At 59.9% G+C, this 19,891-nt stretch carries 13 protein-coding genes; 11 read left to right on the forward strand and 2 right to left on the reverse strand.

Annotated features, from left to right (window positions below; translation table 11 throughout):
- The first annotated feature begins 4 nt into the window (after positions 1–4).
- From J2Y90_RS20545 to J2Y90_RS20565, 5 genes are read left to right on the forward strand one after another with little or no spacing between them, the layout of a single operon-like run.
- Positions 5–949: a DUF58 domain-containing protein gene (locus tag J2Y90_RS20545; RefSeq protein WP_016774988.1), complete on the forward strand. Its 945-nt coding sequence runs from the start codon at positions 5–7 to the stop codon at positions 947–949.
- Positions 946–1,443, forward strand: coding sequence for a DUF4381 domain-containing protein (locus tag J2Y90_RS20550; protein WP_253502459.1), 498 nt, complete (start codon positions 946–948; stop codon positions 1,441–1,443). The genes J2Y90_RS20545 and J2Y90_RS20550 overlap by 4 nt, the downstream gene beginning before the upstream one ends.
- Positions 1,436–2,515 carry a vWA domain-containing protein gene (locus J2Y90_RS20555; protein WP_253502462.1) on the forward strand — a complete coding sequence of 360 codons (1,080 nt, stop codon included), beginning with the start codon at positions 1,436–1,438 and terminating at the stop codon, positions 2,513–2,515. The genes J2Y90_RS20550 and J2Y90_RS20555 overlap by 8 nt, the downstream gene beginning before the upstream one ends.
- Entirely contained in the window at positions 2,512–4,248 is a 1,737-nt protein-coding gene (locus tag J2Y90_RS20560) for a tetratricopeptide repeat protein (RefSeq protein WP_253502465.1), read from the forward strand. Before J2Y90_RS20555 ends, J2Y90_RS20560 begins: the two co-directional genes overlap by 4 nt.
- Positions 4,245–5,876, forward strand: a complete 1,632-nt coding sequence (locus J2Y90_RS20565) for a BatD family protein (RefSeq protein WP_253502468.1) — start codon at positions 4,245–4,247, stop codon at positions 5,874–5,876. The genes J2Y90_RS20560 and J2Y90_RS20565 overlap by 4 nt, the downstream gene beginning before the upstream one ends.
- Positions 5,877–6,427: 551 nt before the next feature.
- Here the strand turns inward: J2Y90_RS20565 and J2Y90_RS20570 are convergent.
- Together J2Y90_RS20570 and J2Y90_RS20575 are read right to left on the reverse strand one after the other, a co-directional pair.
- Positions 6,428–6,652 carry a hypothetical protein gene (locus J2Y90_RS20570; protein ID WP_253502470.1) on the reverse strand — a complete coding sequence of 75 codons (225 nt, stop codon included), beginning with the start codon at positions 6,650–6,652 and terminating at the stop codon, positions 6,428–6,430.
- A 426-nt stretch (positions 6,653–7,078) separates the two neighbouring features.
- Positions 7,079–7,555: a hypothetical protein gene (locus tag J2Y90_RS20575; RefSeq protein WP_253502473.1), complete on the reverse strand. Its 477-nt coding sequence runs from the start codon at positions 7,553–7,555 to the stop codon at positions 7,079–7,081.
- Between the two features lie 722 nt (positions 7,556–8,277).
- Here J2Y90_RS20575 and J2Y90_RS26560 point away from each other — a divergent pair.
- The 6 genes from J2Y90_RS26560 to J2Y90_RS20605 all read left to right on the forward strand — a co-directional run bounded on the left by J2Y90_RS26560 (position 8,278) and on the right by J2Y90_RS20605 (position 19,888).
- The gene (locus J2Y90_RS26560) at positions 8,278–11,868 is read left to right on the forward strand and encodes a toxin VasX (protein WP_301291675.1); all 3,591 of its coding nucleotides are present in this window, start codon (positions 8,278–8,280) and stop codon (positions 11,866–11,868) included.
- Positions 11,858–12,979 carry a hypothetical protein gene (locus tag J2Y90_RS20585; RefSeq protein ID WP_253502476.1) on the forward strand — a complete coding sequence of 374 codons (1,122 nt, stop codon included), beginning with the start codon at positions 11,858–11,860 and terminating at the stop codon, positions 12,977–12,979. The genes J2Y90_RS26560 and J2Y90_RS20585 overlap by 11 nt, the downstream gene beginning before the upstream one ends.
- Positions 12,980–13,174: 195 nt before the next feature.
- Positions 13,175–14,335: a hypothetical protein gene (locus J2Y90_RS20590; RefSeq protein ID WP_253502479.1), complete on the forward strand. Its 1,161-nt coding sequence runs from the start codon at positions 13,175–13,177 to the stop codon at positions 14,333–14,335.
- Positions 14,336–14,412: 77 nt separating this feature from the next.
- A complete protein-coding gene (locus J2Y90_RS20595) occupies positions 14,413–15,657 on the forward strand; it encodes an exonuclease SbcCD subunit D C-terminal domain-containing protein (protein ID WP_253502482.1) in 1,245 nt (414 codons plus the stop codon).
- Positions 15,654–19,295 (forward strand): AAA family ATPase, encoded by a 3,642-nt coding sequence (locus J2Y90_RS20600; protein ID WP_253502485.1) that lies wholly within the window; start codon positions 15,654–15,656, stop codon positions 19,293–19,295. The genes J2Y90_RS20595 and J2Y90_RS20600 overlap by 4 nt, the downstream gene beginning before the upstream one ends.
- Positions 19,292–19,888: a glutathione S-transferase gene (locus tag J2Y90_RS20605; RefSeq protein WP_253502488.1), complete on the forward strand. Its 597-nt coding sequence runs from the start codon at positions 19,292–19,294 to the stop codon at positions 19,886–19,888. Before J2Y90_RS20600 ends, J2Y90_RS20605 begins: the two co-directional genes overlap by 4 nt.
- Positions 19,889–19,891: the final 3 nt, after the last annotated feature.

Here is a 19,891-nt window from a genome sequence, read left to right on the forward strand (position 1 = left end):
CCCCATGAACGCCGCCCTGCCCTCCGAACCCGGTATCCGCATCAGCCTCGCCGAGCTGATCGAGATGCGTCACCGCGTGCGCGAGGTGCAACTGTTTTCCACGCCGAGTCAGCGCAGCCCGCTGATCGGCTTGCATCACTCGAAATTCCGCGGCCGTGGCGTCGACTTCGATCAGGTGCGGGTGTATCAGGCCGGCGACGATGTGCGCACCATCGACTGGCGCGTCACCGCGCGCACGCAGGAGCCGCACACCAAGCTGTTCCATGAGGAGCGCGAGCGGCCGATTTTCATCATGGTCGAGCAAAGCACGCGGCTGTTTTTCGGCTCGGGACTGATGTTCAAGTCAGTGCTGGCGGCGCAGGTCGCGGCGTTGATTGGCTGGGCCGCGCTGGGGCACAACGACCGCGTCGGCGGGCTGGTGTTCGGCGACAACGAGCACTACGAAATCAAGCCGCGTCGCAGCAAGCAGAGCCTGCTGCAATTGCTCAACCGTCTGGTCAAGGTAAATCAGTCGCTGCACAGCGAGCGCGAGCCGGATCGCGATGCCTTCGGCGTGGCCCTGCGCCGCGCGCGGGAAGTGCTGCGGCCGGGCAGTCTGGCCATCGTCATTTGCGATGAACGCGCGTTGTCCGACAGCGCCGAGCAGCAACTGAGCCTGCTGGCGCGGCATTGCGATCTGCTGATGTTGCCGCTGTCCGACCCACTCGATCACGCCCTGCCCGCCGCCGGCCTGCTGAGGTTCGCCGAACGTGGCGCGCAGCTGGAAATCGACACGCTGAACTTCGACCTGCGCCAGACCTACCGCGCCCAGGCCGAAGCGCGTATTGCTCGCTGGGAATTGCTCGCGCAAAAGCTGCGAGTGTTGCTGATGCCGTTGAGCACCCAGAGTGAAATGGTCGAGCAGATGCGCGAGTTCTTGAATCCGCAGCGTCCGGGGAAAGGTCGATGAACGGCCTCGAGCAGTTGCAACCGCTGATCTCACCGCCGCCGATTGCCTTCTGGCCGCCGGCGCCGGGCTGGTGGCTGCTGCTTCTGCTGTTGCCGCTGCTGGGTTTCGCCGTATGGAAGCTGCGCCGTTTCATTCCGATGAAGAAACGCCCGGTGGTGCGCGCCGAGCAACCGCTGGATCCGGTGCGCGTCGCCGCCCTCGCCGAATTGGCGCAAATGCCCAAGCCCTACGACGGCGCGCCGGCCGGCGCCTGGCTGCAACAACTCAACGGCCTGCTCAAACGCCTGTGCCGCAACCACTATCCGTACAGCCAGAGCCACACCCTCAACGGGCGCAAATGGCTGGCCTTCCTCGATAACCGCTGCCCTGCCGCCGGCCTGACGCGCTGGATGGTGCTGGTCGAGGGCGCGTACAAACCGGAATGCAAACTCGACGACAAAGCCATCGCCGGCCTGACCCAGGCAGTCGACACGTGGATCCGCAAACATGTTTGAGTTCGCCTGGCCGTGGATTTTCGTGCTGTTGCCACTGCCGTGGTTGATGCGTCTTGTCCTGCCAGTGGCCGACAGCGGCGAGCCGGCACTCAAAGTCAGTTTCCTCGCCGACCTCGAAGGCCTCGCCCGCCGCCGCGCCCGCGCCAACTTGCCGGCCTGGCGGCAGCAGGCGCCGTTCATCCTGTTGTGGCTGATTCTGCTGATCGCCGCCGCGCGCCCGCAATGGCTCGGCGAACCGCTGCCGATTGCCGCCAGCGGTCGCGATCTTTTGGTAGCGGTCGACGTCTCCGGCTCGATGGATTTCCCCGACATGCAATGGCAGGACGAAGAAGTCAGTCGCCTGTCGCTGGTGCAGCACTTGCTTGGCGATTTCCTTGAAAGCCGCGATGGCGACCGCGTCGGCTTGATCCTGTTCGGCAGTCAGGCGTATCTGCAAGCGCCGCTGACCTTTGATCGACGCACCGTGCGGGTGTGGCTCGACGAGGCGCGGATCGGTATCGCCGGCAAGAACACCGCGATTGGCGATGCCATAGGCCTGGCCTTGAAACGCCTGCGCCTGCGGCCGGCGCAAAGTCGCGTGCTGATCCTGGTCACCGACGGCGCCAACAATGGCGGCGAAATCAATCCGCTGACCGCCGCGAAATTGGCGGCCAGCGAAGGCGTCAGAATCTATCCGATCGGCATCGGCGCCAATCCCGAAGACAGCGGTTCGACCGGGTTGCTCGGGGTCAATCCGAGCCTTGACCTGGATGAACCGGCGCTCAAGGCCATCGCCGAAGTCACCGGCGGCCAGTACTTCCGCGCTCACGACGGCTTGGAGCTGCAAGCGATCAAGGACACCCTCGATCAGCTCGAGCCGGTGACTCAGCAACCGACTCAGGCACGCCCGGCGCAAGCCTTGTATCACTGGCCTCTGGCCTTGGCGCTGTGGTTGAGCCTGTTGCTGGTAGCCCGCGAACTGTGGCCGGACAATCCGCTGCAACGCCTGTTTACCAGGCAACTGTATCTGCAAAGTCCGTTGCCGGACTGGCGTGAGCGCCTGCAACGTTTGCGTCTGCGGAGGCGCCGATGATCGCGCTCTGGCCGCACTGGTTCCGCCCTTGGTGGCTGTTGCTGTTGCCGCTGCTCGGCTGGCTGCTCTGGCAACTCTGGCACCGGCAGAAACGCGCCGGTCGCTGGCAGATGATTCTGCCGCCAGCATTCCATGCTGCGCTGCTCAGTGGTGGCAGCGGACGCCAGAGCAAATTGCCGTGGATTGCCCTTGGTGTGGCCTGGCTGCTAACCATTCTGGCGCTGCTCGGGCCGAGCTGGGAGCGCGTCGAACAGACCAGCCAGAAACCCGCCGATCCATTGGTGGTGGTGCTGGAACTGACCCCGGAAATGCTCGCCACCGACTCGCCACCGACACGCCTGGAACAGGCGCGGCGCAAGCTGTTCGACCTGTTGCAGGCGCGCAGCGATGCGCAGACCGCCATCGTCGTTTATGCCGGCAGCGCGCACACGCTGGTGCCGCTGTCGGATGATCTGGCGACCAGTCGCAATCTGCTCGATGCACTCAAACCGTCGCTGATGCCGCAAAGCGGTCACCGCGCCGATCTGGCGGTGAGCAAGGCACTCGCCTTGCTCAAGCAAGGTGCGCTGGGTGAGGGACGGATTCTGTTGATCGGTTCGTCGCTCAACGAAGAGGAACGGCGCGGTATTCGCCGTGCGCTGAATGGCGAGTCGACGCAGCTACTCATGCTCGGTATCGGCACCGCCGAAGGTGCGCCGATTGCCCAGGAGGACGGCAGTTTCCTCAAGGACGAGCAAGGCGCGATCCGCGTGCCGCAACTCGACAGTCCTGGTCTGGCGACATTCCTCAACAGCGTCGGCGGCGAATATCACCCGGCGCGTCTCGACGAGGCTGATCTCGGCACTCTCGGTCTGCTCAGCGGCCCGCGCAGCCTGCGTGACGATGGCCAGACCGTGCGTCTGGATACTTGGGCGGATCAGGGCTATTGGCTGCTGTTGCCGCTGCTGTTGCTCGCCGCTTGTGCCGGGCGTCGCGGCTGGCTGTTCTGCCTGCCGCTGCTGTGGTGCCTGCCGCAACCGAGCTACGCTTTCGACTTCGAAGACTTGTGGCTGCGCCCCGACCAGCAGGGTTTGCATCTGCTCAAGCAGAAACGCCCGGCCGAGGCCGCGCAGCATTTTGACGATCATCAGTGGCAAGGGGTGGCGTTGTACGAGGCCGGCGACTACAGTGGCGCCGCTCAGCGCTTCGCCGAGGGCAGCGACGCCCGCGCCCACTACAATCGTGGCAACGCCCTGGCAAAAAGCGGTGAGCTGGAAGCGGCGATCGATGCCTATGAACAGGCGCTGGAATTGCAACCGGATCTGCGTCCGGCGCAGACCAACAAGGCGCTGGTGGAAAACCTGCTGAAGCAGAAAAACGCCCCGCCGCCGACCGAACCAGACAGTCAGCCAAACGAACAAAGTCTGCCCGGCGATGAGCCCTCGCCCACTACCGCGCCCCCTCCGGCGGTGAGCAGCGAAACCCAGAGCGAGGCGCAACCGGCCGAGTCGGCCAGCGAACCGCCGCCGACCGCCCCGCCGCTGCCAGGCCCCAACGAAATACCCGGCAGCAACGAGGAAGAGGAAACCGACACGGTGCCGACCCTGCGCCCGAGCGAGAACAATCTCGAAGGCGAGCAGCGTCAGGCGCTCGAGCAGTGGCTGGGCAAGATCCCGGACGACCCGGGCGAGCTGCTCAGGCGCAAATTCTGGTACGAACAGCAACAACATCAGGATCAGGAAAACAATCGATGACCCGCTTCACCGCTCTCTTGCTGCCCCTGCTGATCTGCACGACTACCGCTCAAGCGGCCGTGCTGACCGCCAGCGTGGATCGCAGTCGCCTGAACTCCGGCGAGACGGTGGAGCTCACCCTCGAAACTGATGACGTCACCCAGTTCGGCAAGCCTGACCTGTCGGGGCTGGAAGCGCTGTTCGAAGTGCGCGGCACGCGTCAGGTCAACCAGCTCAACACGCTCAACGGCGACACCCGTGCGACCACGCGCTGGATCATCACCCTGCTGCCGAAACAGAACGGCAGCGTCGTGATTCCGTCGCTGCAACTGGGCGAAGCGCAGAGCCAGCCGATCACCGTGCAGGTCATCGCCAGCGACAACCGCGAAGACAACAACAGCCTCGATCCGGTGTTCATCGAAGCCAGCCTCGATCAGACCAGCGTCTACGTCCAGGCCCAGGCCATCCTGACCTTGCGCATCTACCACTCGGTTTCGCTCTACGACGACAGCAGCCTGAGCCCGCTGCAAATCGCCGATGCGCGCATCGAACAACTTGGCGACACCCGCACCTACGAAAAAGACATCAATGGCTTGCGCCACGGCGTGATCGAGATGCGCTACGCGATCTACCCGCAACACAGCGGCCTGCTGACGATCGCCCCGCAGACCTTCAGCGCCACGCTGGTCGATACCGCCCCATCGCCAGACGCCTCGGGGCCGAAGCCCGGCAAATTGATGCGCGTCAGCTCGGCGTCGATTCCGTTGACGGTCAAACCGAAACCCCTGACCTACCCGGTCGACGCACCGTGGCTGCCGGCACGCAGCCTCAGCCTCAGCGAAAGCTGGAGCCCGGAACCGGACCACACCCAGGTCGGCGATTCCCTGACCCGCAGCCTGACTTTGAAAGTCGAAGGCCTCGCCAGCTCGCAGCTGCCCGCCCTGCCCGCCACCGACGTCAACGGCCTGCGCCGCTACCCCGATCAACCGGTGCTGAGCAACCAGAGCAGCGACCGCGGCATCATCGGCAGCCGCGAAGAACGCGAAGCCCTGGTGCCGAGCCGCAGCGGCGCGATCGACCTGCCCACTGTCGACGTGGTCTGGTGGAACACCTTCGAAGACCACCTCGAACACAGCAGCCTGCCCGCACGCACTCTGCAAATTGCGAACAACCCGAGCCTGCAAATCGACACCCCGGCCGGCACCCTGCAACCCAGCACGGCCGACAACGACACCCTGTGGTGGTGGAAACTCAGCACCCTGATCCTCGCCTGCACCACCCTCACCGGCTTCGGCCTCTGGTGGCGCGCCCGGTGGCAACCGGCAATCCACCGCGCCGCCCAGACCGGCCCGAGCCCGCGCACCCTGCTCGACGACATCAAACGCGCCAGCCAGGCCAACGACCCGCACGCCACCCGCCAGGCACTGGACGCCTGGGCGCGGCAACAACCGGAGACACTGGCGGACATGGCCGCGAGATTCGTCCCTTTGTCGGATGCGTTGGACGGGTTGAACGGCGCGCTGTACAGCGAGACCGGGCAGCATTGGCAGGGTGAGGATTTGTGGCGCGCGATTCGTACTATTCCAGCGGCGGAACGAGTGCAGGATCCGGTGAGTGAGAGTGGGTTGCCGCCGCTTTATCCGAAGTAGAAAGCAAAAGATCGCAGCCTTCGGCAGCTCCTACGGATTATGTGCAGGAGCTGCCGAAGGCTGCGATCTTTTGATCTGAAAGTCCGGAATCAATACTCGAATTTGGTTTTCACTTGTTCGCCTTCGCGATAGGAGAGCACGAAGGATTTCCATAGTTCGCCTGTCACCATCAAAATCACCGGCTTTATCTTTCAGCAAAAAAAGAGCGCAACGCCGATCTCCTCAACCGAAAACCAGGTGGCGTCACACTCCGGGCACATGAATAACTTTTTCCGGGTAGCCTTGACAGTGGCACAGACAATGTAATCCTGCTGACATCTTGGGCAGATGATCATCTATGCCTCCTGCAAGGGCACGACGCCATTGAATGAGTTTTCACGACGCAGATTGATATATAAAGTGGTGATCAAGTCGTCGTCATCGTCAACGTAAAACCCCATACCCAACTCACCGACTTCAAATCCGTCATTGTCAATGACGGGGTCAATACCGTGGCGACGAAACAAAGCCAATACGTCCGTGGATGTTTCGCCTACCAGCTTGTGCCCGCTCTAGGACACCGTGCTTCTTTCGAAAAACTCCACCCCTTTAACCATATCTCGCTCGTCGTAGTAGACATGAAGGTCGAGCTGCATATAAGCATCGGTCGTATTCAAGGAGTTAGTTGTTTTCCAGAACACTTCAAAACCGGCTCCAAGAATGTCGCGCACTTGACCTCTGGACAACTTTCCATTCAAAGGACCGACCACTCCGTACTCCGCAATTAAAAAGTCCATTCAAAACCTCTTGCTGGCGAAAAACCCAGTTTTCACTCTTTCCCCGAAAGCATATGGGCGCGCTCTATCATACTTCCTTGGTATAGGAAAAAAAGTTTCCGCCACCTTGATCAATATGTAGCCGATCGCATTTATTGCAGCGATAAACTGTAGTAGCACCCTCACCTATCTGTTGATAGAACTCTTCCTCAGACAACCAACGACTTGCCAAGGCTGCACCCAGCTCATCTATCTTTCGCTCGGCAACCATTGAAAACTCGGACTCGGACGTACCATGAGACAAATTGATTATCTGACCGCAGACACAGGAAAATTTAGGCATTGAATTGGTGGGCCTCAAGAAATGTAAAAGCTCGCCCACGGTCTTGAGGTGGGCACATCAAGACAAAAAAATCTTTTATCAGCGAGCGTTGGGAATGGGATCAATCATTGTTTCACCTGATAAAACGTAACCACCGGGCCGTAATTCTCATCCGAGTTCGACACCTCGACAGTGAATAATGTGTCCGGGAATTTCTCCTTCAACACCATTCGCCAGGCAAACCCGATCATCTCGCACAGCTGAAGAAATATTCTGGGCGATACACCATTTCCGTATTGGCCAAAAACATCATAAATCTTCACATAATTCATAAGCCGCTCAACCTCCGCCATGTCGCCAGCGACCAGGTTCACGCAGCGCGCGAACGCCTCGTGTGAAAAATTTCGCTCCAGGAAAACGCCTCCCTCAGACACGATGAACGTCGGGAAGAGCAACGTGGAAAACATCAATATCTGTTCCGGGTGGCATTGGTCGTTGATATACAAATGAATATCCAGGCCTTCCTGATTTGCCCATTGCTGCTTCCACGCGTCATAGGGTTCAGTGTCGATGACGAAGGGTAAAGAGGTGATCAGATGCATTGCATGGGCTCCAGACACGATTTTCCGCCGGTGGGGACCTCGGGGGACAGACCTCTGTTTATCAGAACTTGGTTTGTCCCTGGTTCTGCTCCATCACCCGCACGATCCAGCGAGATACTGGGATTGGCAACGACGATGCCATCGGACTGCGCTCATCGTGGCTGCAAGACCATGATGTTTGCCAGCAGGAACGTCTGTCCGCGCTTGGGCATGCCAATGAACTGATGAGTTCGGCCACAGGGGCAGGAGACTGGTGCGCGAGGAATACGTACGACGAACGTCCATGTAGAAAATCCTGTAACGGGCAATAATCGATCTGATCAGGTGCCATGCTCGGCCGGACAGCGGCGCGGATGAGCGCAAGGAGTCGCTGGCGTCTCTACAATGGCGCATCAGCCGGCATGATATTAGGTGGCCACTATTTTGGCGTCAATCAATGGATGGGTTGAACAATCGGTTTCGATGAGCGGTACAGCTCGTATCCTCGGGTAATGCGCCTGTTAAAGGCTCTGTTTGCCCTGCGTCGGTTGGCGACCGCGGATACGCATTCCGAGCTACTCACAATTCATCCGAAGTAACCTCTGTAAGATTTCAGACGATCCCTCGTAGGTTTCATCCCGAGTGTTCGATTCCTACGCAAAACACAGAAAGATCTGACTGCTGTCGTTTTCCAGATACACGCACATTTCTCTGTCACAAACAGACACAGGGAAATGTGCTCAATGATGCACCCCGCCAACCTCGATGCGTTAGCCGCCTCGAAAGCGCCCATTGGTGCGCCAGCCGCCTGCCCCTTGCGCAACACCCACGTGCAACTGCTGCCCCTCGCTTACGGCCTGGTGGAAAAACCCCTCGACCCCAGCACCGAACTCACGCTGCCGTACACCCTGACCACGCGACCCATGGGCATCCGCCGCCTGCGCGATGGCTGGCTGTACATTGTCGACAGCCTCAGCGGCGAGCTCTATGAATATCGCGTGCTGGACGGCGTCATCAGCGCATTGCTGCATCGTGGCAAAAGCGTCAGCGAGGATCAGCGCAGCGCCATCGAAGAACGTCCGGCGTTGATCTTTTCGCGCAAAAGCACCCTCTTCGTGACCTTCGCCGACGTGCAGTTGAGCGCGGCGAAATGCCGACAGGTGCTGGACAGCGCGGAAGAGCGCGAGCACTTCATGCAGGCGGTCGATCTTGGCCCCGTGCATTGTCTGATCGGCGGCGAGCATCTGCTCACCGTGGCCCAGGCCAAACAGTGGCTGGCGGAAGTGGCCTGCACAGCGAAACCGCTGGCCGAGGCGGACGCCACGCGGATGCCGACGGTGCAGGTCAGCGACGCGCCGGAGCACGAGCGTGAACCCTATCTGTGGGAAAACCCGCGACGTTTTCGCGAGGCGCATATCGGCGAATTTCTTGGTCGGGTGCGCGGACCTTATCAGGACGACACGCTGTTTCTGTTGATCAACGACGACCTTGGGGTAATGCGCGACCTGGCCGGTTATCAGGACCTGGTGGTCGGCTGGATCGAGCAGTGGAGCAACACCGGCAACAACGAACGCGACTATCTGCTGGCCAGTTACATCGAGTCGCTGAGCCAGCTCGGCGCTCAGGATTTCGACACCCTGGCCAAGGCCAGCGACGATCCGCGCGCCCAGGCATTGTTCGCTGAACTGGAGCAATTGCCCGAGCCGGATCGGGAAAACACCCGGCAGGCGCTGCTCGACTATCTGAACAAGGGTGGTGAGGTTGTCCCGACCGATACTCAGGCTCGACCTGAACTGCAACAACAGCGCGAAAAGGCATTGGACGAGTCACTGGCGCTGAACCGTTTCGACGGCGTCGCCCCGGACTTCACCGCGCACGCTCGCGTCACCGCCGAGGCGGACCGACGCTTTTACACCCGTGAATATTTTGTTGAAGTCGCCCCGGCCGACTTCGTCGAGCGTCACCTGAGCACACTGGTCGATCTGGGCAAGGACCAGAGCCGACGCATGAAGGACGTGCTCGACGGCCCGTTGCTCAGCGGCAAACGCGGCATCAACGATCTGATCGACCGTCCGGCCATGGACGAAGTGCTGAACACTCATCGCGACAACCTCGGACGCTGGAATCGCCTGCTCGAACGCATCACCGCCGATCGCGCGCAACTGCTGTGCGCCGGGCGTTTCCATCGCTCGGCGTGGTATTTCGACGGGCAACTGCCGGCGCAGATCGATCAGGCCTTCGCCAGCGAATACGCCTGCCTGAAGGACATCGGTCGCAGCGACACGGCCAACGAACAAATGCTCGGTTACCTCGAGCAACATCCGCAACTGACCCGCCCGTTGTTTTACACCTTGCCGCTGCGCCTGCAGACCGAGCACGCCGGGCAATATTCAACGCTGTTCAACGCCGGCATGGCGATGTTCAACAACCTGCCGGACTGGCTGGCCAAATTGCAGAGCATCGAGCAGCCGCAGCTGCCGGCCCTCGACGATCTGCCCGCACACAGCCGCGTCCTCGCCGATGCCGTGCAAGACACCTACAGCCCGGCGCTGAACCTGGGCCTTAGCCGGGCGCTGGAAGGCTTTGACCTCGCTGGCGAAAAAATCCCCGACCTCGATCAACTGTTCCAGCGCCTGCCCAAAGCCCTGCGCCTGCGCTTCTTTGACGCCGCGCGAACCAGCGGCGTGACCTTCACCGTGTCCACCCCGGCGGAACAAGCGGCGCTGCAAGCCACGATCAAGGAAGTGCTGCGCGAACGCGACTACCTGAAAACCCTCAACCGCGAACGCAACCAGCTCACCCACAACAAAAACCGCCAGGGCCACAAAACCGCCCGGGCGGTGGAATTGCAGCAGGAAATCGTCCGCGTGCGCACGCAATTGGCGCTGTTCGAAGGCCGCCTCGCGGCAGCGCTAAGCCCGATCGACGAACTGCCGGATCGTTCGGCAAGGCTGTATGGCGCCACACCGGCGAAAGCGGGATTGACGGTGGTGTTTCCGCCGGCGCAGCAGGGGGAATTGCGTGGGTTGTTGGAGAACATTCGCGCGGGAGTGGCGGGAGTTTCGAAGGCGAGTCTGGTGCGGACAGAGGGGATGGGGTTGTTGGTGGTGTTGGTGCAGGTGGTGAATTTGGTGGGGGCTTATCGGGAGGTGATGAAGCAGACGAGGGACAGGAAGAAACGGGCGGATTTTTTTGCGGCTCTTGCCGCGACAGGCGCAGCGGGTTTTACCGCTGCGCAGGGGCTTGCTGATACAGCGTTAAGGGCTAGAAGATCCAGCCTTATTGCCAGTTTGCAGCTTGAAGCGTTGCAACATGTTCGTGTGCAGGTGGGGAAATTGCATGTGGGGTTGGGGGCGTTTACATATGTCCTGGGTTTCAGTACTTCAGTTACTAGCTTGGGCAAACAAAATCGAAGGCGGCAGGATGCGATTCGTAGTGGCACGCAATCTGAGCAGACAGCGGCTACGATGGCGGCTTTGGGCGCCGCCGGAATGGTTGCGATAAACGGTTATGGCGCGGGTAATACTGCTTACGCTTCCTTTAAAGTGTTCACTGCGCCGAATGGCTCGGCACGCACGGCAGCTTGGGCTGCCGCTGGTACACGTCTTTCTTTAGTGTTTTTTCGCTTCAATTTGGCCGGTGCGTTGTTCACCGTGCTGGAGTTCGTCGGAACGTGGCTGTTCAATCGTTACAACCTCTCTGCACACGATAAGTGGTTGAAAATCACGCCCTGGAGCCGTGATGAAGAGATGCGCGGTGACCACTCCCTGGATGACTATCAAAATTATCTGGCGTTTTTGATACACGCTCCCTACGCCCAATCAGGACCTGATCCCAGTGACACTTGGCTGAAGACATTATTATTTGGCGCCAAACCCAGTGATATTCATTTGGTTCTGCCGAGGCTGGCGCTAAATGATCTTCTACCGCCGTTAAACGGTAAGCCGAGTCAACGCTTGGGAATCGGTGCCCATCGACTTGTTGCACCGCTGCATGGTCGCGGTATGCCGCAAGTGCGCAAGGAAGTCATCAGTGAGGAGATATCGAGCAGTCTGCGAATCGTGAAGTCATCGCCAGATGGTTTGGTGCTTTGTCTTCAGTACCCCATCCGTCCCGATTCTGACTATACGCCTGCAAAGGAAACGCTAGAACTTGCCATATGTATCCAGACCGTCAATGGCAAAGGTGGGGCGGAGTCAAGAACCCGCGTGATTCATATTGACCCTCGGGATACCGGCCATTTTGCTGTAGTAGTTCCCGGTTCGGTCAAGGAGAACCCTCCGGTTCTACTTGTAGAAATTCAATATCTCGAATGGGCTGACCATGCTGAATAATCACAATGAGCCTCTTGTTGATGCGCAATGTGAGGTGATTAGAAGACCGGGCGATGTAGAGCCGTTCCCAAGCGGAAGGATTACCTATCTCGCACCGTTGCCATTACCTACAGCAATGCCGCCTTATGGGCCTCACATTGGGGAGTTAAACGAAGCATACATGGACTTTGGGTTTGGACTGCCAGAGGTATTTTCGTGGCAGGTAATTCTCGGCGCGCCAACCGCAGGCGCCTTTATGATCATTGTTTTATTTCCTTTATTTACCGGCTTGCTAGGTATTATTTTTGGCTATGGAAACGGGGCCATTTGGGAATCAATGATTGGTGTATTCGAAGAGGCTTACAAGAACCAATTAATCTGTGGCCCCTCGATCCTTCTTATTGGCCTGGGCGTCTGGCACCACGTCCACAAAAAGCGCCTCTCCCTCATCCCAACCCGCTTCAACCGCCAACGCCGCGAAGTCTGCTTCATGCCCGAAGGCGCCACCGAACCAGTCTTCGTCCCATGGGAATCGCTGTCCGCCTGGATCATCGAAGCCAAAGGCGCCACCCAGTTTGGCATCCACCGCCAATACGGCATGGGCATCGGTTTTCATCACGGCGAAACTCTCACCAGCCTCGAATTCCAATGCGCCGGCCTGGAGCTTGCGATCAGCCACTGGGAAGCGATTCGCGGCTACATGGAGTACGAAGTCAACGACCTCAAATCGATTCAGGATTTGCAGGATCTGCAAGGCCCGGACGACCCGCCCCACGAAGGCCTGCACACTTTTCGTAACGCCCGCGCGCGGATGCATCAGGAGATCCGTGAAGGCCGGCGCTCGCGGCTTTCGGGGTTCTTTTGGTACCTGTATCACGTCATGACTTTATGGACGATTCCCAACCGTCTGGTCGAATGGGAAGTGCGCCGTCTGGAAAGAATCGGCAAACAGGCGCTGCCGGAAGTCATGCGCGAATGGTCCGAGCCATTGCCGAAAGAGCAATGGGCCAAGCCCAGCGAAGAGTTGTTGCGGCTGAGCGAACAGGTGCGGCGGATGCACAAGCGCCAGCCGCATCGGCCGATTACGCAGATTTTCGCTGAGGTTTGCAGGCGAGCTGAGGGCGGATGTTGAGCAGTTTTGTGGCCAGAGGGCGGGAAGTTTTTTGCCTGTTTGAGCGCCTTCGCGAGCAGGCTCGCTCCCACAGGGGACCGCGTTGGATGCGGATGTTGCGGTTGATCTTGGCCGAGGTGGGAGACCCTCGGGGTGGCGGCCATTTCTCAGTTGTTGCTCCCGGCCCGGTCAAGGAAAACCCGATGGTTCTGCTGGTTGAAACTCACTATCTCGGATGGGCTGACCATGCTGAATAATCACAATGAGCCTGTTGTTGATGCGCAATGTGAGGTGATAAGAAAAGCGGGCGATGTAGAGCCGTTTCCGAGTGGAAAAATCACCTATCTCGCGCCCTTGCCATTACCAACACAAACGCCACCCTACGGCCCTCATATAGGGGTACTAAACAGTGTTTACATGGACTTCGGGTTGGGAAACCCGCAGGTATTTATGTGGCAGATGACTTTAGGAGGGCCGTTCAGTGGCACATTCATGATCGCGTTTCTATATCCACTGGTGGGAGGCTTTATTGGGCTCATGTTTGGAGATAGCTGGGAGTTTATTAAGGAAATTATTGAGGGTGTTTTTCTTGCCCTTTACAAATTGGCGTTATTAACGGGTTTTATGGCCTTGGGTATCGGCTTGGGCGTCTGGCACCACGTCCACAAAAAACGCCTCTCCCTCATCCCAACCCGCTTCAACCGCCAACGCCGCGAAGTCTGCTTCATGCCCGAAGGCGCCACCGAGCCGGTTTTTGTCCCGTGGGAGTCGCTCAGCGCGTGGATCATCGAAGCCAAGGGCGCCACCCAGTTCGGGATCCATCGACAATACGGTATGGGCATCGGTTTCTACCAAGGTGAAACCCTCATAAGCCAGGAATTCCAATGCGCCGGTCTGGAGCTCGCGATCAGTCACTGGGAGGCGATTCGCGGTTACATGGAGTACGAAGTCAACGACCTCAAATCGATTCAGGACCTGCAAGACCTGCAAGGCCCGGACGACCCGCCCCACGAAGGCCTGCATACTTTCCGCAATGCCCGCGCGCGGATGCATCAGGAGATCCATGAAGGCCGCCGCTCGCGGTTGTCAGGATTCTTCTGGTACCTGTATCACGTCATGACCTTATGGACGATTCCCAACCGTCTGCTCGAATGGGAAATTCGTCGACTCGAAAGAATCGGCAAGCAGGCGCTGCCGGAGATCATGCGCAAATGGTCCGAGCCATTGCCGAAAGAGCAATGGGCCAAGCCGAGCGAAGAGTTGTTGCGGTTGAGCGAGTTGGTGCGGCAGATGCACAAGCGCTACCCGCATCGGCCGATTACCGAAATATTCGCCGCTACCGGTGCAAGCAGACACGCGACAAGGCAAGGGGCGTGATTTGCCAGTAAACTCCCCTCCTCTCGCCGCCCTTTGTTCCTCGCGGCCACCCTCTTGATCAAAATGCGGAGTCCACCTTGCGTCTGTTCCACACCTCCGACTGGCACCTTGGGCAAAACCTGCACGGCCAGGAGCGCGATTTCGAGCACGCGTGTTTTCTCGAATGGCTGCTGCGTCAGTTGCAACTGGCGCAGCCGGATGTGCTGCTGATTGCCGGGGACATCTTCGATACGGTCAATCCGCCGGTCAAAGCTCAGGAACGCCTCTACGATTTCATCGTCAGCGCTCACGAACAGCAGCCGTTGCTGACCATTGTGATGATCGCCGGTAACCATGATTCCGGCTCGCGGATCGAGTTGCCGGCGCCGTTGATGCGGCGTTTGCGTACTCACGCGTTGGGTCGGGTGCTGTGGCTGGATGACGGGCAGCTAGATGCCGAGCGGCTGCTGCTGCCGTTGCCGGATAAAACCGGTGAAATCGCCGCATGGTGTCTGGCGCTGCCGTTTTTGCGCCCTGCGGAAGTCACTGGCGCGCATCTGGGCGACAACTATTTGCGCGGCATCGGTCAGGTGCATGAATGGCTGATCGCGGCGGCGAATGCCAAGCGTCAGCCCGGGCAGGCGTTGATCGCGATCAGCCACGCGCACATGGCCGGGGGCTCGGTGTCGGAGGATTCCGAGCGCAGCCTGATCATCGGCAATGCCGAAGCGCTGCCCGCCAGCCTGTTCGGCGAAAGCATCAGTTACGTCGCCCTCGGCCATTTGCACAAGCCGCAGAAGGTCAACGGCGAGGAGCGCATCCGCTACAGCGGCTCGCCGATTCCGCTGTCGTTCTCCGAAATCGGTTATCAGCATCAGATTCTCGATGTGGTCCTGGACGGTGAAACCCTGGTCAGCGTCGAGCGGAAACTGATCCCGCGCTCGGTCAATCTGCAGCGCATCGGCCCGGCGCCCCTGGCCGAGATTCTGCTGCAACTGGCTGACCTGCCGAACGTCGATCTGCTCGCCGAAACCCAACGCCAGCCCTGGCTGGAAGTGCGCGTGCGTCTTGACGAGCCGCAGCCGGATCTGCGCCATCAGGTGGAAACTGCGCTGCAAGGCAAAGCCGTGCGTCTGGTGCGCATCGCCGCTGAATACGCCGGCAATCGTGGCGCCGATGGCAGCGATGACGGCAGCACGCTGATCGAACTCGACCAACTCACCCCGCAGGAATTGTTCAGCCGCGCCTGGCTCGACAACTACGGCAGCGAGGTCGATGAGCAGACGCTCAAGGACTTCGCCGAGTTGCTGCAGGACGTGCAACTGGAGGGCGAGCAGCCATGAAGATTCTCGCCATTCGCTTGAAGAATCTCGCCTCGCTGGCCGGGCCGTTCGAGATCGATTTCACTGCTGAGCCGCTGGCAAGCGCCGGTCTGTTCGCAATCACCGGCCCGACTGGCGCCGGCAAAAGCACCCTGCTCGACGCTTTGTGCCTGGCACTGTTCGGCGCTGTGCCACGCCTGAACAACACCGGCCGCGATGCCAAAGTCCCGGATGCTGACGGTGAAATCGCCACCGGCGACCCGCGTACGCTGCTGCGTCGTGGCACCGGCGAAGGCTATGCCGAAGTGGATTTTGTCGGCGTCGATGGCCGCCGCTATCGCGCACGTTGGGAAGCCAACCGCGCTCGCGAGAAGGCTGGCGGCAAGTTGCAGGCCAGTCGGCAGAGCCTGCGCGACATCGACCAGGATCAATTGCTCGCCAGCCAGAAAGGTGAATACAAAACCCAGCTGGAAGCCGCGCTGGGCCTGAACTTCGAACAGTTCACCCGCGCTGTGCTGCTGGCGCAGAGCGAGTTCAGCGCCTTCCTCAAGGCTGACGACAACGACCGCAGTGAACTGCTGGAAAAACTCACCGACACCGCGCTGTACACCCGCCTCGGCCGCCGCGCCTTCGACAAGACCAAAGAGGCCCGCGAAGCGCACAAGCTGCTGCAGGATCAGGCTACCGGAGTGACGCCTTTGGCGCCGGAAGCCCGCGCCGAACTCGACGAGCGTTTCAACACCGCGCAGCAACAGATGAAGGCGCAACAGGCGCAGCTCAAACAGCTTGAGCAACAACACGGTTGGCTGAAGGATTTGCGTCAGTTGCAGGACGCGCAAAAAGCCGCCAGCGAACAACTGCAAACCGCGCAACAGCAATGGCAGGCACTGGCCGGCGAGCGGGTAAAACTGACGCGTCTGGAACAGCTTGGCCCGCAACGCCATCAGTTCGCGCGCAAGGCCGAGCTCGATGCGCTACTAACGCCACTGGCAACGCAGATTGCCGCGCACACCCAACAACACGCCGCGTTGGGCGAACGCCAGACGCAACTGGAACAGCACCTCGACGCTGCCAAAGTCGCCCTCAGCGAAGCGCAACAGCGCCAGAGCGAAAACGCGCCGTTGCTGCGTCAGGCATTCGAAGAGCAAAGCACCCTCGCCCGTCTGATCAAGGACACTGCCAGCAGCGCCGAAGCCCGACAAACCGCCGAGCAAGCGTTCAAGGATGGCCAGAGCGCGATTCAGGCCTTGCAGGAAAAACAGGCCGAGGTCGCCGAGCGTTTGCAACGCATCGCCACCGAGCTTGAGCAGAGCGCGCATCTGGCGCCGTTGAGCGATGCCTGGAGCGCCTACCGCGATCGTCTGCAACAGCTGATGCTGATCGGTAACCGCTTGAACAAGGGTCAGACTGAACTGGCGTCTTTGGAACAAAACGCTACGCGCAGTGCTGAGGAACTGGCCTCGCACAAACAGCAACTGGAAGTGCTGTTCAAGGAGGCCGGTGCTGAGCCGGATGCGGTGGCCGAACAGATCGGCCTGCTCGGTACCTTGCTGCAGGACAACCGCAAACAGCTGCGCGCGATCGAAGACCTGTCGCGCCTGTGGGCCTCGCAACAGGATCTCGACAAGCGCAGCGCCGAGTTGCAACAACGTCAACTCGAGGCGCAGCAGCAACGCGAGCGCCTGACCCAGGACGGCGTGAAAACCAAGGCCGAACTGACCGTCGCCGAGCAGACTCTCAATGTCACTCGCGAACTGCTTGAACGTCAGCGGCTGGCGCGCAGTGCCAGTGTCGAAGAGTTGCGCGCGCAGTTGCAGGACGATCAGCCCTGCCCGGTCTGCGGCAGCAATGAGCATCCGTATCATCAGCCCGAAGCGCTGTTGCAAAGCCTTGGCCGTCACGATGAAAGCGAACAGGCCAATGCCCAGCAAGTGGTCGATCAGCTCAAGGAAAAACTGATTGAGCTGCGCGGCGAAGTCGGTGGCGTGATCGCGCAACAGAAAGAATTGCTGCAGCAACAGGAACAATTGGCTGCGCAGCAACAAGCCCTGGCCCCGAGCCTGGAGGCGCATCCGCTGGCCGCGCAACTGCTCAATCAGGACGCCGACAAACGCGACGCCTGGCTCAGCCGCCAGACCGAGCAATTGAACCAGAGCATCACTCAGGACGAACAACGTCAGAGTGCGCTGCTTACCTTGCAGCAGGACGCCGCGCGCCTGTCGCAGCAATTGCGTCAGGCGGAGGTCGCGCATCAGCAAGCGGCGCAACAGCTGAGCCATCAGCAGCATGAACTCAACAGTGATCGTCAGCGCCTTGAAGAAGAACTCAACGCGTTCGGCCCGCTGCTACCCGCTGACACGCTCGAAAAACTGCGCGTTGAGCCGGCCGCGACGTTCCTGCAGCTGGACCGGCAGATTGCCGAGCGTCTGGCACAGCTAGAACAGCAAAAGGAAGAACTGGGCGAGCAGCAGCAACGCCAGCAGACGTTGGAGAAAGAACAGGATCGCCAGCAGCTGCGGGCTCAGCAGCTACAAAGTGCTGACCAGCAATTCACGGCGCTGACCGAGCAGCAGCAACGCTGTCAGGAAAAACTCGCCCAACTGCTCGGCAAACACAGCAGCGCCGAGCATTGGCAGCAGCAGCTGGAACACGCGGTGGAACAGGCGCGCAGCGCCGAGACCAGCACCGCTGAAGAGTTGCAAAGCGTGCGCACGCAGTTGGTGCAAATCGCTGCAGAACTCAAGGCCCAGCAAGAACGCTTGCAGGCACTGGAAATTGAAGACAAAGCGCTGACCGAGAAGATCGCTGATTGGCGCGCCAGCCATCCGGAGCTGGATGACGGCGGCCTCGAAGACTTGCTGCGCTTCGACGACGCACAAGTCGCCGAACTGCGCCAGACGCTTCAGCACAACGAAAAAGCCATCGAACAGGCCCAGGTCTTGTTGCAGGAACGTGATCAGCGTCTGCTCGATCATCAGGCCCGGCAGGACGGAAATCTTGACGCCGAACAGCTCGACAGTGCTCTCGCCGAGCTGCAAAACCAGTTCGCCGTCAGTGAGCAGCAATGCGCCGAATTGCGCGCCGAACAGGTTGAAGACCAGCGCCGACAAAACGCCAATCAGGCACTGGCCCAACAGATCGCCGAGGCCTACGCCGAGTATCAACGCTGGGCGCGGCTCAGTGCCTTGATCGGTTCGGCCACCGGCGACACCTTCCGCAAGATCGCCCAGGCCTACAACCTCGACCTGCTGGTGCATCACGCCAACGCGCAACTGCGCCAACTGGTCAAACGCTACCGCCTGAAACGCGGCGGCAGCATGCTTGGCCTGCTGGTGATGGACACGGAAATGGGCGACGAACTGCGCTCGGTGCATTCGTTGTCGGGCGGCGAGACGTTCCTCGTGTCACTCGCCCTTGCACTGGGTCTGGCCTCGATGGCGTCGAGCACGCTGAAAATCGAATCGCTGTTTATCGACGAAGGCTTCGGCAGCCTTGATCCGGAATCCTTGCAACTGGCCATGGATGCACTGGATGGATTGCAGGCGCAGGGGCGCAAGGTTGCAGTGATTTCTCATGTGCAGGAAATGCACGAACGGATCCCCGTGCAGATTCAGGTGCGGCGTCAGGGCAATGGTTTGAGTACGCTGGAGGTGAAATGAACACGCTGTATTCGTTCCGCCGCTGCCCTTACGCCATGCGTGCGCGAATGGCGCTGCGTTATGCGGGTGTGCCGGTGGAGATTGTCGAGGTCAGCTTCAAGGACAAACCGGCCGAAATGCTGGCGCTCTCGCCCAAGGGCACAGTGCCGGTGCTGGACGCCGATGGCGTGGTTATTGATGAGAGTCTGCAGATCATGCGCTGGGCGTTGGCGCAGAATGATCCGGATGATTGGTTGTTCAAGGATGATCCGGGAGCTGACGTCATCATGGACATGCTGATCGAGACGAACGATCAACGATTCAAGACTTCGTTGAACCACTACAAATACGCTGAGCGTTATCCAGAGCAACCGATGGAGGTCTATCGCATGCAGTGCGAGATGATCGCCCACTATCTGGATCTGACGCTCGCGGACCACGACTATCTGCTGGGCGACCGGATCAGTCTCGCCGACATCGCCCTGCTGCCTTTCATTCGCCAGTTCGCACACGTTGATCGCGAGTGGTTCGCGCAGACGCCTTATGTTCGCTTGCAGGCCTGGTTGCAGCGCTTGCTCGAATCCGAGCTGTTCACCTCGATCATGAAGAAGTAACCC

Source organism: Pseudomonas koreensis (genome assembly GCF_024169245.1).
GTDB classification, from domain to species: domain Bacteria; phylum Pseudomonadota; class Gammaproteobacteria; order Pseudomonadales; family Pseudomonadaceae; genus Aquipseudomonas; species Aquipseudomonas koreensis_F.